The sequence below is a fragment of the Desulfobacter sp. UBA2225 genome (assembly GCF_002348205.1).
GTDB lineage: Bacteria > Desulfobacterota > Desulfobacteria > Desulfobacterales > Desulfobacteraceae > Desulfobacter > Desulfobacter postgatei.
On record NZ_DDYV01000130.1, the window covers coordinates 1 to 19,243 of the forward strand.

Here is a 19,243-nt window from a genome sequence, read left to right on the forward strand (position 1 = left end):
AAATTCATTCTGTCCCCGGTTTTCTATCACAGCACCAACATCAGGAACTAAACCCCAAGACCGTCTTCAGCTTCGCCATCAATACCCGCACCACAAAAATCGGCAGTACCTTTTGGCGTTTTATCCGTTTGGGTTCCGCAGCAAGCCGGTAAAACCATTCCAGATTACATTTGCACCAGAACTCCGGCGCTCTTTTCACGTTTCCGGTGATGGTGTCAAGTGTCCCGCCGATCCCCTGGCAAACCCTGACTGTCTTCAGCTTTTCCTTGTTCCCGGCCAGCCATTTTTCCTGGGTTGGCGAGCCCAGCGCCAGAAAAAGCACTTCCGCCTGTGACTGGTTAATCTGCTCAATCAATTGCGGCATGCCTTCAGCTTTTATATAGCCATTTGCTCTGCCCACTATCTGCAATCCCGGATACAACACTTGCAGCTTGTTGCATGCCTCTCTGCTCACCTCTTCCTTTGCGCCATAGACAAACACCCGAAAACCCCGTTGAGCCGACAACCGGCAGATATTATGCATCAGCTCGCAACCGGGAACACGCGACAGCCGCACCCCGTGCAATATCTGCGCTGCCTTGACGACACCAATGCCATCGGGAATCAGCAGATCGGCATTTCGGAATGATTCGTATAAAAACGGGTCTTTGGGCAGGAAGAAGTTTTTCTCCGGATTTGACGCAAAAATAACATGCGGCCTGTCCCCCTTTGTGACAAAGGATTCAACACAAGCGAGGGCTTCATCCATGTTCACAGGGTCAACCCAGATATCTAAAATCTTCAGACGATTCTTCATATGATTTTCGCCAATCGCTCCAGCTTGTCGATGTTGGTTGGCCCAATCAGACTGATGGCGGTTACAAACGTAACATCATCGGGGCAACCGTTTTTCCGTGCCTGCAACACAACACTTTTTTCCTTGAGCCCATACGCCGGAGAATACCAGCCGACAACCGGCGACTCTTGCCCGCAAACGGAGATCAATTCATCAGCCCCCAAAAGGCGCATGTCAAGCTGACTATCCCCCTTCCGCATGTGCCACCAGCCCTCATGCATCTCAGTGATTACGCCTGGATGAAGATGAAAGTTCAGCTCATATCCATGCGTGCCCTGACCGGAAAACGTATCTTGAAGAAGAAGCAACTCTTCGTCCACAAAAAGAATTGTCCGTTTGTGCCTGACCGGTTGTTTCAACCGCTCGTACCCATCATGAATCGCTTCCAGCAGAGTTCCCTGCTCAGTCTCTTCCCTGCGGACAAGCTTCGCCCCAAAGGGTTTACTCCAGATAAAACCTGTTTCCTGAACCGCCTGATCAAGTCCGTCAACCGTTACCGTATTGTGCGCCCTGGCTCCCTTGAAATATTTACGGTACTCCGGAACTCCGTTATAGCGATAGGTACCGGGATCGACCAGGAACTGTTCGCCGTTCAAAGAAAGGGTAATGGAAAGGGCGTCGGCATGCCCATGATTATACAAGGGAGCCATGCCCAATGGGCCATGATCAAAGGTGAGGTGCATTCCTTTGCCGGACCGGATAACAGTATAACCCGCATCCGGAAAGGTAACGATCTTCCCGTCTTCGGGTTGTCGCGCCTCCCTTCTGGGGGCAACCCCCGGAGCGATGGCATATCCATCATCACTATCGCCGATTGACGGAACATTTCCACCGGCATCCTGAAATACCGCAAGAAATCTTTCTCCCGCCGCAAGCCGGGGCTTCCAGTCGCTACAGTTACAAAGGCCGTTCTTTTCAAGAAAATCAATGGCTAACCAGTAGAGATCAAGGACAAATCGGTGATAGCTGAGCGACTGTTCCGCCGGCCCGCCATCTGGGAGAATTTGATGTTCAAGCTCCTGCCGCAATACCTCTACGCCACGCTCAAGCCACCGTTTTCCTTCTGCCGATGTTTTAAAAACCGCACCGGCAAAAACCAGCCCGACACATTCGCAGACCGTATGATTTCCAAGGGAAGAATAGAGGGAAAGACGCTTTTCGATCCACCAGGCATGATGATAGATTGCTGAAAGAATCGCGGCGGTTTCCCTTTCATCAAAAGCAAGACACCGAACGGCCGCAAAAAAAACCGGCACCCGCAACCCGCACTCCATCGCCGATTTATAGTGTGGCCCGAAGAGAAATGAGTTTTCCTCTATCCACTCAAGGACACAGGCCTTGGCATACTCCCGGCACTGGGCGACATCCGAGCCCGGATTATCCTGAGCATGACAAGTAAGCGCCGCCACATGCTGCAACCGTGCCGGTTCCCACACCGCACGGATATCCGGGCCACCTTGTTCCTGCCCCACCTGAGAAAAGTATGTTCTCCGACTCCGTTCCTCAAAAGCCTCTATTTCCCTGGCATCGGCATTCAGGCAAATCTTAAGGCCTTGCAAAAACTCCTTCAGGGTACTTTCAGATATATTTGAGACACAACCCGGCATCACCAGTAAAGCGATGTCCTTCTTTTCAACAAACGGAACAGGTAAAAAGGCAGAATCACAGCGCACCTGTTTTTTTAGCCGAAAGATAAACACCCCTTCTATAACCCTATGGATTAATTCAGCAAGGGAGGCATTTCTCAGCCTTGCAATTAAAAACCATATTTTTTTTTTCATGGTATCTGCTGAAATTTTAATAAACATCCATCCTTGCTTGCAATTCCAACAAAGGATAAAAGTAGCTTTTGAAGCAGAAAAGTAGGAAGCAGATTGATTTTCGTGGCATATACGAAAATTAATCTGCTTCTGGATTATCAAAAAACTATCAGATAAAATATCTTTACCCCTTACGACTCTAAACCCCGCCCCCGCTCAACCGTTTTGAGATAAAGCCCCTCAAGTCTTTGGGCCACCTTCGAGGCAAGAAAACGAGAGAGGGCAAAATCATGATTGATTTGCGAAATCATCTGCCATCGGCTTTCAGAAGCAAGCAGGTCTCCGACCTTGCTGGCCAACTCACGAGGTTCCGTGCCCTCTGTGAGAAATCCATGTTCACCATCCTTAAAAAAATCTTTTACACCTCCAACAGAACGCGTGACAACAGGAAGCCCCATAGCCATGGCCTCAAGAAGAGATGTGGGCATCCCCTCACCATGAGTAGTTGGGAATAAATAGATATCAGACTCGGCAAACACCTTTGTCTTTTCGTCACCTCGAACAAAACCAAGGAAATTAACATTTCCGCCAAGCCCTCTCTCTTCAACATAACACTGGGCACTTCCCAGGAAAGAGCCGTCCCCGGCAACGACGAGTTTTATTCCGGGATAAGCAGCGGCCAGCATTTCAGTTGCCTGGATACACTCAAGAATACCTTTCTCCTTTTCTACTCGTGCCAGAAAAAGAATCTGCGGAGCACTGCCTCTCTCAACAGGAAAACGCCTTGCTTTCTGGTTGTATCCCTCGATAAGCGTGTCATCAACCGGTGTAGTTTCAAGATAAATAGGACTGTTGATCCCCCAGCTCTGAAGCTGAGTTCTGAATTCAGACGCAAGCACTACAATTCCATCAGCTCTGCCATACACTGACACAAACAATTTACGAAAATATTTATCCACCAAGCCGGCAAAAGACGAATTCCAGCCATGAAAAAAAACAAGCACTGGAAGCCCTCTCCTCTTGGCACAATTGAGAATAAGGCCATCCCTTGGCATAGCCCCGTAAGCAAATGAAGGATTCAGATGCACCAAATCATATTTTTTCTCACTCACCGAAATCAAACTCTGGAAACTACTACGCGCCCGGAAAACATTTACGACCCTCTGGCCAAAACCCTCCTCTTGTTCACGAGAGCCTACCTCGAAAAAGTCATGCTTTACCGAAAGGTATTTATGAACGACGTTTAAATAATTGGAAACGCCCCCGCCCTTGGCAAGCGGTGGTGAGGTGATGAGAACATTCATATTTTTTTATAAACCAACAAGAAAAACAAAAACAACTAAAGTATTCTCAATTTCAGTTCAAGACTAGGCAAAAGCCCTGAAAATGGCTTCGCTCCCCACATCTTACCATTTGTCTTGCATGGAGTAGTGGATTGTAGAGTATAATCGCCATGAAGCGGATCTGTTAGCAAGGGATCGACAAAAATGTCACCCGGTGAAGTCAAGTTCCAAGCTGACTGATTCACGCTCCCATATATACGAGAACCATAATTAATAGCTCTCGAAGGATCGCTCACTTTAAACCAGCAATTATCATAAAGATGAACAATACCAAGACCTGCAATGCTGTAAAAACAGAAAGATTCTGGCACAAAGTTTGCATTATAAACAACATTCCGATATATATGGGTTTCCTTATTGGCTTCAAGAAGAATAAGATTAATCCCAGTGCCTGACTGGTTATAAATAGTATTTTCATAAATATAAGTTCCTGGTCCATTGTTATTTTCGAGGATACAGCTTGCATCTTTATTGGAACTCAGGCTTAAACGTATATTGGAATTAATGAAAAAATTATCAAATACCCTTGTTTCTACAGATGAATTGCCTATGACAACATTCGTCGCGATATTCTTAAATAGATTCCCTTCAATAGAAACATGTTCAGTCCTGGCAATCCTGACACCAGCCGCATCACCATCATGAAAATAATTGCCAAACACCCTGACATTTAAAGACTTTACACCTGGCCCACCTTCATGAACATCAATATGCGTCGGATAATCACCGACACCAGATCCGCCAGAACCATAAAAATCTGAGGTTCTAAAAAACTCATTTCCATCAATAACTACATTACTACTACCCTTAACATCTATGCAGTTTTCTCCACTATTATATAACTTGTTAGATTTTACTAAACCTGAAGCACTGCATTTATATAAGTGAATAGCATCAGAACCGATATTAAAAATGATATTATTTTCAATTATATAATTACCATCCAGCTGCTCTATAATGGCAATTCCCATAAAATCAGTTCTACTACTCAACAATGACGACGACCCCCAATTATTCAATACGCAATTCTTAACAATGACAGACCCTTCACAACCATGAACGGTTATCGCCGTCTTGCCGAGGGCACTATTACCCCCTTTATGACCATCTCCAATAATACCATCTATTATTAATCCCTGAATATTAGAAACATACACGTTACTTTCCTTGGAACTTTTCCAGTCTTGTCCACTTATATCGACATTAACAATCGCAAGATTCTTGATTGTAGAATTTGGTTTAATGGATATTGGCTGTACGATATCTCCATCAAGCAGAGGTTTGGAACCAATGCCATAATCTTGGAATGTAAAATTGTCCACATTGGGGCTTAATATGGTTGCATCCTTAAAAACACTCCCTCTCTTTAGACAAAGGGTATCCCCTGAACTGAATTGAAATTTGTTAACCTTATTTATAGTCTTCCAAGCATCTTCATCGCTCAGACCGGACAAAGCATCATTACCGGTATCCTTCACATAATAAACTGCTCCATACCCATTGGTTAGGCTACAACACAATAATATCAATACAAAAAATATAATATTCATGTGCATCCCCCCTTTATATAAATAATCCTAAGTCTTAAGCACTTTTTCATATGCATCTATCATGTTCTCTTTAGAAAACTTGTCCTCAACGATCGCGCGCGAACGCTCACCCATCTCCGCAGCAAGACCACCCTGAATAATGCGTTCAATATTACTAGCGAGTGAATAAACATCTAATGGCTGAAAGAGGAAACCATTTACACCATGAACAATCTGTTCGGGGATACCTCCTACGTCTGTAGCCACAATCGGCTTTGACATAGCCATAGACTCAAGAACAGATATGGATAAAGCCTCAGAAATGGAAGCAACGACCATAATATCGCAGGCTGATACAAACGGCCGAACATCGGACTGAAAACCAGTTATATAAACAAATTTTTCCATGCCTTTTTCATTCACATAATCCATGATTTTTTCATGCTCTTCACCGTCACCTATAAAAAGAAGCTTAACAGGGTAGTTGTTCGTACGGAGAATTACAGCGGCATCCACAAGGTCCACATGCCTCTTAAGTCCAGTCAAGGTAGCACACATTCCGAGGACGATATCTGATGCAAGGAAACCATACTGCGCGCGGCAACCCTCCCTTTTATTGAGCATACTTTCTGAACTGAAATAATTGAGATCAACACCATTATAGATATAAAGGCTTTTAGCTGGATCAATACCATGCTTATCCAACCAATAATGCATCTGGTTATTGCTTACAAAAATAATCCTATCAGCCATATTGATGGTATGCTTATAAATCATCTGTAAAACAATCTTATGGCGCGTATCATTTATAACAGTGGAATGAATAGACTGCAGAAGTAAACTGTCGGACAATGCAAGCTTGCGCGCCAAGAGACCATAAAGACCGGTATACATATTGACACATAGAATCCGGTGCGGTTTGAAACCCCTGATGATTGCCACAAGCTTTTTAAGAAGAAGAAAATCCAGTCCTTTACTCTTCTCCAGACAATAAAAACCTTGAAGCAGATCTTCACGGAGGTTTTCCCTCAAAGTCTCAACTCGCTTAAAGTAGCAAAGATTTAACTCCAGCCCTCTTCCATGCAGGTTATTAATCAGATCGATGGTTTGTCGCTCCGCTCCACCGCTGATTAATGACGGCAATAGTACCAACACCCTAAGTTTTGATTCCATGGCAGCGAATAAATAATTTAAAGGGAATGCTTTATACAGTTACGAATGGTCACAAGAGAAGGCGTTGAGCCCTTGAAAAATGCCAAGGTACTGATCAACAATAGCTTGAGGGGAATGATTGGACATGAAATAGCTCATGCAGCGTTCCTCGTACTTATTAAAGTCGTTAATAAGTTTGCTTACAGAATGAGCCAAATCCTCATCCGAGTCTGCAACAATACCAAGCCCGTTATCACGAATAAGATTGTCCGGATCGACAAAGGTCACTACAGGAATACCTCGACACCACGCCTGTAAAAAGGTATTGGGAAAACCTTCATGTTCCGAGGTATTGACAAAAATCTTGGCTCTATCAAAAAAATTCTTGGCCTCAATAAAAGGCAGAAAACCCTTAAACTCAAGATTGGGAATTTTAGAAGCCTCATCCCTGATCGTATTGTAAAAGTCAATTTCCCGTCCGGGTCCTCCAATCATTACAAATCGTTCGAAAGGCAACTTTCTTGCAAGATCCAGAAATTTCTCCGGCTGCTTCCAATACTGAATGGTAGCCACCCAAAGGATGTAATCCCTACCGGTATCAACGAGTCTCACCTCGGAAGGATATAAATTCCTTATGACATGGCCCTCGCGATGATAATGCAAACGCAACAAATCCTGCTGAGCACAAGACTGCACAATAATGGCATCAGCCCTTTTGATTCCATACAAATAAAGGAATCTGTCCCTGGCATTCCGCACTTTATGTTGAGCCGGCATGAAATCCGTATCATGTGCACCAGCAAAAACGAATTTTCTCCCGTAAATCTTGCAAAACAGGGCAAGGATCCCCGGAAGATAACTCGCACACCGGGTATAATAGATATCGGCATCGGCTTTCAGCAGAGCAAGCCAGATTCGATACAATCTTGGATAAAAGAAGCGAAGGCCAGCCACTCCTTTACAGGAGTCAAACGTCTTATAAAAAGTAATGTTATCAACATGATAAATATCATCCTGGCCATAATCCTGACTCAGATAAGCAACGCTTACAGCCCGCTCATCAAAGAATTGTCCGAGATAATACTGCTGCATCTCGGCACCCCCCACACTCGTCATGGGGATAGAGGCATCAAAGAACGGCAGGATGTTCTGAGTAGTGAAGCAAATTCGCATTGTCAATGTTTTGCTACGCAATACTAATATCCGGTGGCGGCTTCCACAAAGCAAACACAACCACATAAACAAACAGAAGAGATGTTGCCACTGGTGAATGCATAAGCGCCCCTGCTGCATACGCACTGGCCATAAAAGGGAGAATAATTGTTATGGCGGTGACGGACATAAGTTTCGCGTCCTGTTCTTGAGGCGATGATTTTAACAGCCGGGAAAAAGCCCTCCACAAGGGAATTAAAAAAATTCCCATAAAAAGCGCAAACCCGACGACACCATAATTGACAAGGGTCGTCAGATAGTTGTTATGGGCATCTTCACTTCTTCCAAAGAATTTTTTCGAATAATGCCAGTAGCCAGCGAACCCTCTCCCCACAACAGGACTCTCTTTTAATATCTCTATGCCAACCTTGATCATTGACCCCTTGCCCTTAAACTCCCGGTCAATCGCCGCGCCTGAAAATCGGTCTGCAACAATCTTTTGCTGCATGACATACACTCCAGCGCCGGTAAGCACTATTACCGCCAGCACAAGCATGCTGTAATTCTTGATCAGCGAAAAAAACAGCAGAAAAGTGGCAACAAAGGTGATCAATCCTTTCCGTGAGACCGTCCCGACAATACCCAACCCGACACACAGCAGTGTAACTAACAAGAAGAATTTGTTAACAAGCCGTTTTTTAATGGCAAAGAGAAAAACTGGAACATTTAATACCAAAAAAATGGCAAGAAGATTCGCATTCCCCAGAGTGGCGGCAGCACGCACCTCTCTGTCACTTTCATAGTGCATGCCCAGGTTTCTACTAAACTGATAAAAACTCAATAGAGCCAATATCAGACAGCATATCGCGGCATGGTTCACCAAAATCTTCAGTACCTTTTTATCACGCAAATAACCGGGAACGGCCAGGCAGATAAAAAAAGGAATCAGATAGGTAAAGATGAATCCGCGAAACGCATTCATGCTATACCCTTCAAAAGACCAGCCTATGGACATAAAAACCCACCAGACATAGACGGCCATATTAATAAACCAGATGTCCCGAAAACTACCCCGTATCCTTTTCAGCATGAGATCCACACAAAAGGATAATGTCCAGATAATTGCGCAGACCTCATAAAGTCCAAAATCAGGAATTCCCCGCCCAAAATCAGTTTTAGGCACCCAGACATTAAATATCGGGGCATAAAAAAGAAGAAGGAGAAAGGGATAGAAACTAATAAAACGGATTTTTTCTTCAGAAGATCCCGCATTCATATCGACATGACCTCCTCGGCGGGCTGAACAAGATCATCCATCTCAAGAAGGTCCTGAAGCTGGCAGTATTGAGGCCAGAAATGTCCCTCATGCCATTGCAAGGTCCTGTCAAAAAAACCTGTACAGGCTTGAACGGCCGTATCCACATAAGTATAGCTAATCTCAACAATTTTCGGATCTCCCTCCTTGTCATACACAAAATCGTATGCCATAGATTGAAAACCAAAAAAATCTGAGACAGAAAAGGCAATTTCCAGGCACCGATGATCGATCTTATTGATATCATAATCAATCATACCACTGCCTGATGCCCTGAAATCATTCTTTCTTACCATTCTGCGAAACGAAAAAGCACGGTTACCTATAATATTCACCCTGATATCACAGGTGTTCCCTGGAAGAAACTCTTGAAACAAGGCGTAATCATGGTGGATCGACCTGCACAGGTTGTGCGCGTAAGACTTGATATTCCCGGAACGCTCCGCATATAGTCTTTTGATTTTATACAACAGCCTGCTGCCTTTATTCCTGGCAATATTACCCCCAACCGGAATACGGCCAGTCCGGATCCCGTCATACGAGAACATTCTCTTGGCAAGGGAAAGGGCATGATCTGGAGTGCGAACAAGAACCACATTGGAAGAACCCGCCCCTCCTTTCAACTTAAAGACAACCGGAAAAGTCACTTTTTGAACCCACTCCATAACCGCGCGAAGATCCCAGAAAACCCAGGTCTTAACCATTGGAAAATTCCGCGATGCAAGCAGATATGACTGCCTGACCTTATCGTCATAATGCCAGCGAGTCTGCAAGTTTGGATAACATGGAATCCCATAAACGCTTTCGATAACCGGCAAAATGGAGTTGACCATTTGATTAATAGCGTCAAACTGACTGAAACAACTTACAAAATAATTCACCGATCTGCATCGGTCCAAGAAATCAGCATCACCAAGGTACAGACGTTCTACCGCAATCCCGTTATATTTTAGTATATTTTCATAGCGTCTCAAAAGCAGCGGGAAAGTCCTCTCAATGTCTGTATGCAGACCAACCTTAATTTCCGTCATGGCCTCAAACACCTCCATTCAAATCGCGCATAACAAGCCCCAGTGTCGTTTCATAATATTCAGAAAGCGTTTCGCATCGATAAGAGTTCAAGGTCGGACAAACCCAATCCTTCATGTAAAACAGCCGGTCAACTGAAATCCGAGACACAATGCGACGCATCATCTTGTTATAATTTCTGAATCTGTTGACAAACAAGTTCTTGTCTTTCGCGCAAAACTGGAGCCATTGAGTTTCAACAAATAAAGCATCAACAACGTCCTGAGATCTGCGGTTAACAGCCGCAACAAATTCTTCCCTCTCCAAACCCTGCATGACCCGTACCCCAGGACATCCCGACCCCTGTTGATGAGGAATAATCTCGAATTGACACGTATTATCATCCTGAATTATTAACCGGATCAAAAATCCCTTATTCCATTCGGAGAAACGCGCAGCCGTTCCATAATCAAACAGAAAATTACCTTGCCCATAAAAAATGGGTTTCCCCTTATAAACCTCATAACATCCGGCGCAATGGGTATGCTGACACACCACAACATCAGCGCACTCCTGTGACAGAAATCTAAAAAGTTTCTGCATTCTGGGCGTAGGGTATGGATAATGCTCCATCCCCCCATGAACAATAATGATAGAAAAATCAAACAAACTCCGATTATTCTTATGCACAGTCATTATATCAACCAGATCCAGCGGCGCCGCCCCCCATGAACGAGCCGTCGCGATCGACCACTCATGCTCGGCAACTCCCAGAATGGCAACGCGTTTCCCGCCAATGTTCACGATATGAAAGTTGAGGGAACAGGCTCTGTTTCTTCCCACCCCAAATGAGGCAATCTGATATTCCTGACACAAGTCAAGGGTCCTTGCAAGTCCCGTTTCCCCAAAATCCATTATATGATTGTTGGCAAGATTCAGGGTAGTGATGCCAAGCGCCCGGATTCCAGCCATACATCCTTCTTTCGCCCGCAGGTTGGGGCCTGATTTACGGATAGGACGACTGTTGTCCGTCAAGGGACATTCAAGATTGAAGACAGACAAATCCGCCCCCGCGATAACCTGACACAGTTCCGGAAAGATCTCCCGCACCCTTTCCGGTTGCTCGAAGAAAGGCTCATTTATTCCAATGGGACAAAAATCCCCTCCAATCAATATCTCAACCACCTGAGCCCCTTTTTCTTTTCAAAAGAGATTTAACCAACAGCCTGAAATATCTATATCTAAAATAAGGTGATCTTAAAATGATGAACACGTCAGGATCAAACAAACTTTGGCCTGTGATATAGAGTAAATTCATCTTTAACATCTTGCGCCATGCGAGATAATGAACTATGGCATCTTTAATGTCGTTATCATATTTTTTTTCTTTAAGATTCTGGGTCAACTCAGACAGTAACCAAGACGCATTTACTTTGTGATTGGTTATGGTAATGCTTCCAGGAAGATTATAATTGTAAACAGCTAGTGGTTTCCGGCAATATGCGGCAGGGGCCATCTCAAGGAGCCGGAACCATGTGTCCAGATCTTCCCCCCTCGATTGACCAACCGGGAAACCTTTAATTTGATCAAGCAAAAACTTCTGGGTAACTATGTTCCTCGCATTTATCACAGAATTGCCGGCCACACACTGCATTATATAGTCTCTTAGGTGCCACAGACAAGTTGACCGAGATTCTAACGAGATTATTTTCTCAGAGCCATCAGGCTTCACGATAATGAAATTAGTGATAAAGGTTTTGGCAGCCGGGTAGTCCCGGATCAAACCAACGACTGTTAACAGGAAATCCGGCAACCACTCATCGTCGGCATCAAGAAAGGCCACGTAATCAGCCCGGGCCTCATGAATGCCGGTATTTCTGGCTGCTGAGACCCCGCCGTTCTTACGCACAACCAGGCGCAACCTTTCATCCAGAATATTTCGGACGATATCGGGGCCGAAGTCCGTTGATCCGTCGTCAACAACAATGAGTTCAAAATTCTCATATGTCTGGGCAAGGACAGACCGGACAGTCCGTTCAATGTACTGCTCCTTGTTATACAGAGGAATAACAATGCTAATCAGGGGGCCCGCCTCCATTACTCACCTCAAATTTACAAAATAACAACCGCAAGCAACATGACTTACGACCGAAACCTTGCCAGCAACATCTGACATCCCTTGATAAGCTCAAGACGTTCAAAGGCCTTCAAACCGAAAAAAAACAAAAAAACACAATAAACAACAATCCCCCCCAACGCACAAACAGCCAGACTCATCCAGGTTTGGGGCGAATAGTACCTTTCCAGAACCACCCATACAACGGAGGCAACCAGCCCTGGCATCAACCCCGGAAGCAAAATCTGCGTCAGCCATTGCTTCACATCAATATCCAACAGCCGGACACTCAACGGAATAAACAAAACAAGCTGGGAGATAATCCCCACAAGGCAAGTGGCCAAAGCTGACCCAAATGCACCCATTTGTAAGGCTGCCACCAGATAAATGGTCAACCCCATATTCATACACTCTGATAACAACTCTCGTGAGGTAGTGGTACGCACTTGGTTAATGGCAGGCGCTATTCGCATAAGCATCACATTAGACACATATAAAGGAAGCGGAAGGAGAAGCAGCATCAGCACTGTTGCGGCCTTGATATACTCAGCCCCAATGTAAAGCACAACGACCTCGTTTCTAAATATGATCAACGGGGCTATTGCTATTAATGTGGCCCACATCATGTATTTATTTATGCGATAATAAGCGTTTCTAATTTTCTGTTTATTACCAGACACATACATAGCAATAAGCTGGGGTTGCAACGGAATCAAAAAAAGATGTATCATCGAAAAAATATTATTCCCGACAAGCGAGCCGACAAAAAAACAAGTCACTTCCAGCGGCGTGGAGAACAGATTAAGAATAATTGGGTCCGAGGAACGCTTAATCTGCTGAGCAGCCTGAGAAATAAAGGACCACCATCCAAACGTAAGGGGCTCGACCACCTCACGTAATTGCATCATTGACAACCGGAAGGTCAAGGCAGGGACTATTCGCCTGGAAAACCACACTTCAACCAGAACGCTGAGAATTGTGGAAATGGCCGTGGCCAGAACAACCCAGACTACACTTGTACTTACACAGAGAAGCAGGATCAAGAGAATCAGCATCCGCAATAACTCTCTGCCAAGACGCATGATGTTCAGTATTACAAAACGCTGTTTGAGATTAAATCCAATGCGAAAGGGAAAGAGAATAAAATCTACTCCCAAAGTTACCACAAGCAGCAGCATCATCAACGTTGCTTCATCAGCACGGCCATCCGGAATGTTGAGAAACTGCTCCACATTCCACGAAAAACCAATCCCAAGGAGCATCATAAACAAACCAACGCCCAAAATAATCGGAAACATTGATGACACAAAAGTGGTAACCTGATCATTGTCACCCTTGGCATAAGCCTCAGTGATATGACGGGTCAGGCCCACATTCATGAAGCTCGTCAAAAGCGGCATAAAAAAAATGGCGCTCATAATGACCGGAAATAAACTGTACTCTTCAGGGCTGATTCGTTTAAGAAGATATTGCTGCAACCAGACCAGCACCGACAGATTTAACACCCTGGTAACAATCTGGCTCAATGCATTAACCAACACCAGCCTTTTACTTGTAGAGATATGTTCCATTTTTAATGCCTATACCGAATGACAACATGCTGGTTACTCAATGGAATCACCGGCCTCTCCCTGCATTAACACATTGTTGCAACATCTCGTTTGCCTTCCCGAGATCATTCCATTCTTCAAAAACTTTTCTGGACGCCTGTTGAGCAAACAGAAAATTCTTCTCATCCATCAATGCAATCTGTCGCATAGCTTTTTCAAGCGCAGGCTGGTCACCTGTTGGAAAAACAAACCCGTTCTTCCCCTCTTGTACAAGATCGTAAGCAGCGCCCACGCTGTCAGAGAGTATCAAGGGCCGGCCTAATCTCGCTGCCTCAATTGCGACAACTCCCCACCCCTCATTCAATGAAGGGAGCAAGAGAACCGAAGATTCATCAAGGATGGCCGGCAACTCATCCCGTCGATAAGTGCCGATAAAATCAACGGATTTCACCGCTTCATCCCCATGACTCTCAACAAGACATCGAACGTCACCCATCAAAGGACCATCACCAGCTATAACAAGCCGTACCCCCTGATTCAGTTCGGTGCGTATGGATAGAAAAGCCTTTACAGCAAGCAAAGGTTCCTTTTCCGGTACTAAACGTCCACAAAAAACAAACTTCTTGAACCTGTTCCCAAAATTTTTACAAGGTTGATATTCAACAAAGAGCGGCAGAATATGTATGGGCAAAGATCTTCCCAAAGACAAACAATACCGGCGGGCTGCCTCGCCATGGGGAAAGGCAAAATTCACATTCCTAATGATTATATCTCCAATGTACTGATGCAGGAGATGACCGATACCCATATCAGGGTGTTTTTTCCATTGCTCAACTTTTACCCCGCAAGGAATACCACGCAACTTGGCCTCCAAAAAGGCAAACTTGGAATGAACCGGAGCCTGAGTGGAAAAAAATATAAAATCCCATTTCCTCTCTTTCATCTTCTTCCTTATTCTACCGTAGAGACTAATTGCCGAAGATAAGGAAAATTCTGAGATTCGATATCCGGGGTAGTCCCAGAACTCGATATGACCAGTGGGCATCCAGTCGGCTATCGCGGAGAAGAGATTCCCTTCATTGCCAAATACCTTGGTTCCTTTCGAGACAAAAACAATATGGGCATCAAAGTTATCAAGAAAAAGTCGGAAGACATCAGGCGTTCCAGGATTATACCTTGGCCATAATACAAGCACGCTCTTTTTTCCGCCCGACGACGTATTAGCAGTCATTTATCAATGAGTCCCTTGCCATGCTTAGACATTATGAGAATAAAAGTAGAGAAACAGTACGATCCGCATCGTGGAGAGTTCACCAGAGAGCTTCAGCGAGTCCGGTGGAACGATTGGTTATCGGAAATTTGTAATTATTTCAGAAGGTGTGGAAATACAAGTGTCCAATTTTACTTATCATATTTCTTATACTCAGGATGATTATCGAAAAATATTTTTGTACGATTTAAACTTGCTGCGACATCAACATTCGATGTTCCAGTATTGCTGATAATTTTTGCTGGAATACCTGCAATTGTAACATCTTCACCAAAAGATTTTCCAACGACAGAATTTGCACCTATTTGTACTTGAGAACCTATTGTAATGTTGCCAAATATTTTAGCACCTGGGCCAATCCAAACATTATCACCGATAACAGGAGCATATTTTTCTGTTTTAATCCTATTGACTGGATTACTATCACCTATATTGACACCTTGATGAATATCACACCACCTACCGATAGAGCAATTACCGTTAATCACTATATTTCCGAAATGATTTATTCTTAATCCTGCATCAAAAACACCCTCTCGTATATCAAAGCCCAGTTTGTATCCCAACCTTTTTTTAATATCCTTGAATAACAAATATAAGATTCTTCCAATTCCATTTTTGTTTTTATAGTATTCACACTTTCTAAGTGCAATTTGATATTTCCAGATTTCGTCACCATACAATCTTGGTTTACCTTTTTTCCCTAAAGCAAACCTGTCAGCAGCAAGAAAGAAATTCAGGTCTTCTTTTGAATTTATCATTTTCAAGTTATCCGTTTATTGTGATCGATAACCAAGTGTCCAGCCCACCCCAAACACCGGTGATTTAACCTAGGGTGTCAAAAGAAACGATTTAACGATTCGCATTCAGAGATGCTATCGAAAATACGAAACACCTTGTTCAGGCAAGAGAAGCCTCTTTCTTATCCCTATACATATTAAGGTGATATAATAATTTTCTGTGAACCGGTAGCTCCACATGTTCCGCGAATAACACTGCGAACGAGATCGCTACAACTTATACCGGAGCCTCTACTATGTAGAGAGATCACCATTTGACCCCTCGGAAAATCCGGTTTCTCACAATCCTATCCTTGTGTTTTTCAACTATTTCAAACATCCCTTGAAGAACCTCATCTGTCAGATAGTTGGGCGTAAGCCCCAAGTCCTTGAGACCGGTATAGACAGGATTATAATAATGTTCTTCCTTTTCTTTGCGCGGGTTTTCGATAGACTTGATCTCCACCGCATGACCCCGTTCTTTCCCCACCCTAAAAACCTTGTCAGCCAGTTCATTTACAGTAAAAGTTTCGGTGATCTGGTTAAAGACCCTGAGTTCTCCGTGATCGGCAGGGTTATCAACGGCAAGTTCGACACAAGCAACGGTATCCCGGAGATTCAAATAGCCGCGAGTTTGTCCGCCTTTCCCATAGACAGTTAAAGGGTAACCGGCAACAGCCTGGACTACAAAACGGTTCAGTACCGTCCCGAACAGTTCATCGTAATTAAAAAAAGGTAAAAGCCTCTGATCCAAATCCGCCTCGTCGTTGACGGAAAGTCCATAAACCGGCCCCTGCATAAGATCGCTCACCCGAAGCCCCCACATCCGCACATAGAACCAGAGAAGATCTGTATCCTGAATTTTCGTGGTATGGTAAAGAGAACCGGCCTGACGCGGAAAGAGAAAACGGTCCCGCCTGCCTTTATGCTCCATCTCAATCCAACCTTCCTCGATATCGATATTCGGCGTCCCGTATTCGCCCATGGTGCCAAGCTTTACAAGATGGCAGTCGGGAGCCTGCTCACGCATTGCCCAAACGATATTAAAGGTGCCCCTGAGATTATTCATAAGAGTCAACTCAGCTGCCCCATGATTTAACATTGAATAAGGTGCGGATGGTTGCTCAGCATAGTGGATTATCGCGTCAGGCCGGCATTCGCGAAATACCTCCATGAGAAACTGATAGTTACAACAATCTCCTATCCGAGTATGGATTTCATGCCCCGTCACTTCACGCCACAACCGAACCCTTTCAAGAAGATTAGGAACCGGGAAAAGGGGCTCAACATCAAGATCCCTGCAAAGGTTCCGCCTGAGATAATTATCAACGACCATAACCTCATGCCCTTTCTTTGAAAAGGCCATGGCCGTTGGCCACCCAAGATAACCATCACCGCCGAGAATTAAAATCTTCATTTACTCTCCTTTCCCAAAAGGTAAAAAATATGCCCGGACAAAATCAATCCTTAACAAGCGCTCTTTTATTTCTTAATCCAGCAAATTATTAGCATGAAGGAAATGTCGAATTTCGTCCCTGCTTAGGCATGGTTCAATTTCTGAGATATAAGGTTTTGCCACTTTCTCCGACACAATATTTTCTGGACAATAATCTATCTCCCTATAAATCCCACGAAACGCTGGTAAAACCACGAAATAAAGCGGAAGTTCAAGGGCTCTTCGCGTCTCCTCATGGCTCATGAGTTCTTCGTACATCTTTTCACCGGGCTTCGACCCGATAAAATTAATCTCAATTTTTTCCGACTGATAACCATATTGGGGTGCCATCTCGTCAATCATCACTTGAGCAAGGTCAAGAATCCTGATAACCGGCATCTTTGTAATAAATACCTCACCACCACGTGCCAATGACGCCGAGTCTATAACAAGTCGAACTGCTTCCTGTATGCTCATAATAAAACGAGTCATCTCCTTTTCAGTCACCGTAACCGGGCCACCATTCCGAATTTGCTCACGGAAAATGGGAATTACTGAACCACGAGAACCAAGGACATTCCCAAAACGAGTTGAGGCAAAAATCGTTTCGCCGTTTCGCAGGTTCACATTAGCAGCAGTCATAAGCCGTTCACCCATAAGTTTCGTAGTTCCCATAACATTAGTGGGATTAACGGCCTTGTCTGAACTTGTAAAAATGACCTTGCCGACTTTGTTTTCGCAGGCGGCTAAAATAACATTCTGCACACCTATAATATTCGTTTGAACAGCCTCCATAGGAGATTGTTCGCAAAGAATCACATGCTTATAAGCAGCCGCATGAAAGACAACATCCACGCCTTGCATCTTCCTGACCAGCTTATCCCTGTCTCTCACGTCTCCAAGGTAAAAAACCGCACGTCTGTCATTTTTATACCGCTGGTCAAGAAAAAAAAGTTCACTTTCATTATTGTCAATACCAATTACTTCGGCTGGTTCATAAACTCCCTCAAGAAGCTGACGAACGAGTTCAGACCCTACCGTTCCACATGCCCCTGTAACAAGAATCCTCTTTCCTTTTAAACAGTTATCAATACACATTTATTTATATTCTCCTTTTTGATTAAATTTCTATGGGGGCAACTCTGGATCAAAATTAATAAAGTTTCTCTTTGGTGTTACAGGATTCAACATGCTAAAACAGCAACGTATTTGACATGGGCATGAAGAGTAAGAAAAACTATAGATTACAAAAAACCTGAAATAACCAAGACTGATGTAATTGAGGTGGTCAAATAAAAATGGGCAGTCAGCCAAACTATTTCTTTCAGATGTGACATTTTCTCTAATTCATTGGGCACTATAAACTCTTCATTAGCTGGATGAATTAAAATTTGTTCTTTTTCAAATGATGATATGGAAGCTTTAATAGAGGCACAACTCCCTCCACCCCCCTCTTAACCTTAGAGGGGGCTTTAAAAAACTGGAATTTCTGTTCTTCACTGGCTACCAGCTTTGTTCTACGACAAAAAAAACTTCACCATAGCTGAAGCCAGATACCATGGACACGCAACCGGTTTCAAGAACCATGCGAAATCACTTCTTTCTCTCGCAGAAGGCGAATCACCCGTTCCACACACTCTTCAAGTGGCGCTTCACCGCTTTCCAGGCAGATGGCTGGGTTGACAGGGGCTTCATACGGCGAAGAGATGCCTGTGTAATTGGCGATAAGACCGGCTCTGGCCTTTTTGTACAGGCCCTTCACGTCCCGCTGCTCGCAGATTGCAAGGGGGCAGGCGCAGTGGATCACCAGAAAGTTCTCTGGGCCGACAATCGCCCGCACCTTTTCACGATCCCGCTCCAGCGGGGAGATAAAGGCGGTCAGGGCAATGACCCCGGCCTGAAGGAAAAGGTTGACCATTTCGCCGATGCGGCGGATGTTTTCGCTGCGATCCTCCACGCTGAACCCCAGATCGGAGCAGAGACCATGGCGGACGTTGTC

At 44.4% G+C, this 19,243-nt stretch carries 17 protein-coding genes; 1 reads left to right on the top strand and 16 read right to left on the bottom strand.

The annotated features are described in order from the left end of the window. Positions 1-40: 40 nt before the first annotated feature. The 11 genes from B3D59_RS06930 to B3D59_RS06980 form a co-directional block, all read right to left on the bottom strand. A complete protein-coding gene (locus B3D59_RS06930; RefSeq protein WP_286818598.1) occupies positions 41-796 on the bottom strand; it encodes a WecB/TagA/CpsF family glycosyltransferase in 756 nt (251 codons plus the stop codon). Beyond that, positions 793-2,616, bottom strand: coding sequence for a heparinase II/III family protein (locus tag B3D59_RS06935; protein WP_286818599.1), 1,824 nt, complete (start codon positions 2,614-2,616; stop codon positions 793-795). Before B3D59_RS06935 ends, B3D59_RS06930 begins: the two co-directional genes overlap by 4 nt. Positions 2,617-2,786: 170 nt before the next feature. Further along, entirely contained in the window at positions 2,787-3,899 is a 1,113-nt protein-coding gene (locus B3D59_RS06940; RefSeq protein ID WP_286818600.1) for a glycosyltransferase family 4 protein, read from the bottom strand. Positions 3,900-3,934: 35 nt separating this feature from the next. Beyond that, entirely contained in the window at positions 3,935-5,488 is a 1,554-nt protein-coding gene (locus tag B3D59_RS06945) for a right-handed parallel beta-helix repeat-containing protein (protein WP_286818601.1), read from the bottom strand. Between the two features lie 27 nt (positions 5,489-5,515). After that, positions 5,516-6,640: a glycosyltransferase gene (locus B3D59_RS06950; protein ID WP_286818602.1), complete on the bottom strand. Its 1,125-nt coding sequence runs from the start codon at positions 6,638-6,640 to the stop codon at positions 5,516-5,518. Positions 6,641-6,679: 39 nt separating this feature from the next. Continuing rightward, a complete protein-coding gene (locus B3D59_RS06955) occupies positions 6,680-7,813 on the bottom strand; it encodes a glycosyltransferase family 4 protein (RefSeq protein WP_286818603.1) in 1,134 nt (377 codons plus the stop codon). Then, positions 7,806-9,047, bottom strand: a complete 1,242-nt coding sequence (locus tag B3D59_RS06960) for an O-antigen ligase family protein (protein ID WP_286818604.1) — start codon at positions 9,045-9,047, stop codon at positions 7,806-7,808. The genes B3D59_RS06955 and B3D59_RS06960 overlap by 8 nt, the downstream gene beginning before the upstream one ends. Beyond that, positions 9,044-10,117, bottom strand: a complete 1,074-nt coding sequence (locus B3D59_RS06965) for an ATP-grasp domain-containing protein (RefSeq protein ID WP_286818605.1) — start codon at positions 10,115-10,117, stop codon at positions 9,044-9,046. The genes B3D59_RS06960 and B3D59_RS06965 overlap by 4 nt, the downstream gene beginning before the upstream one ends. A 4-nt stretch (positions 10,118-10,121) precedes the next feature. Further along, complete coding sequence (locus B3D59_RS06970; RefSeq protein ID WP_286818607.1) at positions 10,122-11,279, bottom strand: CapA family protein; 1,158 nt, start codon at positions 11,277-11,279, stop codon at positions 10,122-10,124. Then, the gene (locus tag B3D59_RS06975; protein WP_286818608.1) at positions 11,272-12,192 is read right to left on the bottom strand and encodes a glycosyltransferase family 2 protein; all 921 of its coding nucleotides are present in this window, start codon (positions 12,190-12,192) and stop codon (positions 11,272-11,274) included. The genes B3D59_RS06970 and B3D59_RS06975 overlap by 8 nt, the downstream gene beginning before the upstream one ends. A 44-nt stretch (positions 12,193-12,236) precedes the next feature. Further along, positions 12,237-13,508: a lipopolysaccharide biosynthesis protein gene (locus B3D59_RS06980; RefSeq protein WP_286818609.1), complete on the bottom strand. Its 1,272-nt coding sequence runs from the start codon at positions 13,506-13,508 to the stop codon at positions 12,237-12,239. A 79-nt stretch (positions 13,509-13,587) separates the two neighbouring features. On the opposite strand from B3D59_RS06980, the gene B3D59_RS06985 reads away from it, so the two are divergent. Beyond that, positions 13,588-13,803 carry a hypothetical protein gene (locus B3D59_RS06985; protein WP_286818611.1) on the top strand — a complete coding sequence of 72 codons (216 nt, stop codon included), beginning with the start codon at positions 13,588-13,590 and terminating at the stop codon, positions 13,801-13,803. 24 nt (positions 13,804-13,827) lie between these two features. Here the strand turns inward: B3D59_RS06985 and B3D59_RS06990 are convergent, their stop codons facing one another. From B3D59_RS06990 to cysC, 5 genes are all read right to left on the bottom strand, one after another. After that, the gene (locus tag B3D59_RS06990; protein WP_286818612.1) at positions 13,828-14,991 is read right to left on the bottom strand and encodes a glycosyltransferase family 4 protein; all 1,164 of its coding nucleotides are present in this window, start codon (positions 14,989-14,991) and stop codon (positions 13,828-13,830) included. A 170-nt stretch (positions 14,992-15,161) separates the two neighbouring features. Continuing rightward, on the bottom strand, positions 15,162-15,791 hold the full coding sequence (locus tag B3D59_RS06995; RefSeq protein WP_286818613.1) for a serine O-acetyltransferase: 630 nt from the start codon (positions 15,789-15,791) through the stop codon (positions 15,162-15,164). A 286-nt stretch (positions 15,792-16,077) separates the two neighbouring features. Beyond that, positions 16,078-17,226, bottom strand: a complete 1,149-nt coding sequence (locus B3D59_RS07000) for an NAD-dependent epimerase/dehydratase family protein (protein ID WP_286818614.1) — start codon at positions 17,224-17,226, stop codon at positions 16,078-16,080. Positions 17,227-17,298: 72 nt separating this feature from the next. Next, positions 17,299-18,342 carry an SDR family NAD(P)-dependent oxidoreductase gene (locus B3D59_RS07005; protein ID WP_286818616.1) on the bottom strand — a complete coding sequence of 348 codons (1,044 nt, stop codon included), beginning with the start codon at positions 18,340-18,342 and terminating at the stop codon, positions 17,299-17,301. Positions 18,343-18,820: 478 nt separating this feature from the next. After that, positions 18,821-19,243: adenylyl-sulfate kinase (gene cysC, locus B3D59_RS07010; RefSeq protein ID WP_286818617.1), on the bottom strand; the 423-nt coding region annotated here is incomplete at its 5' end.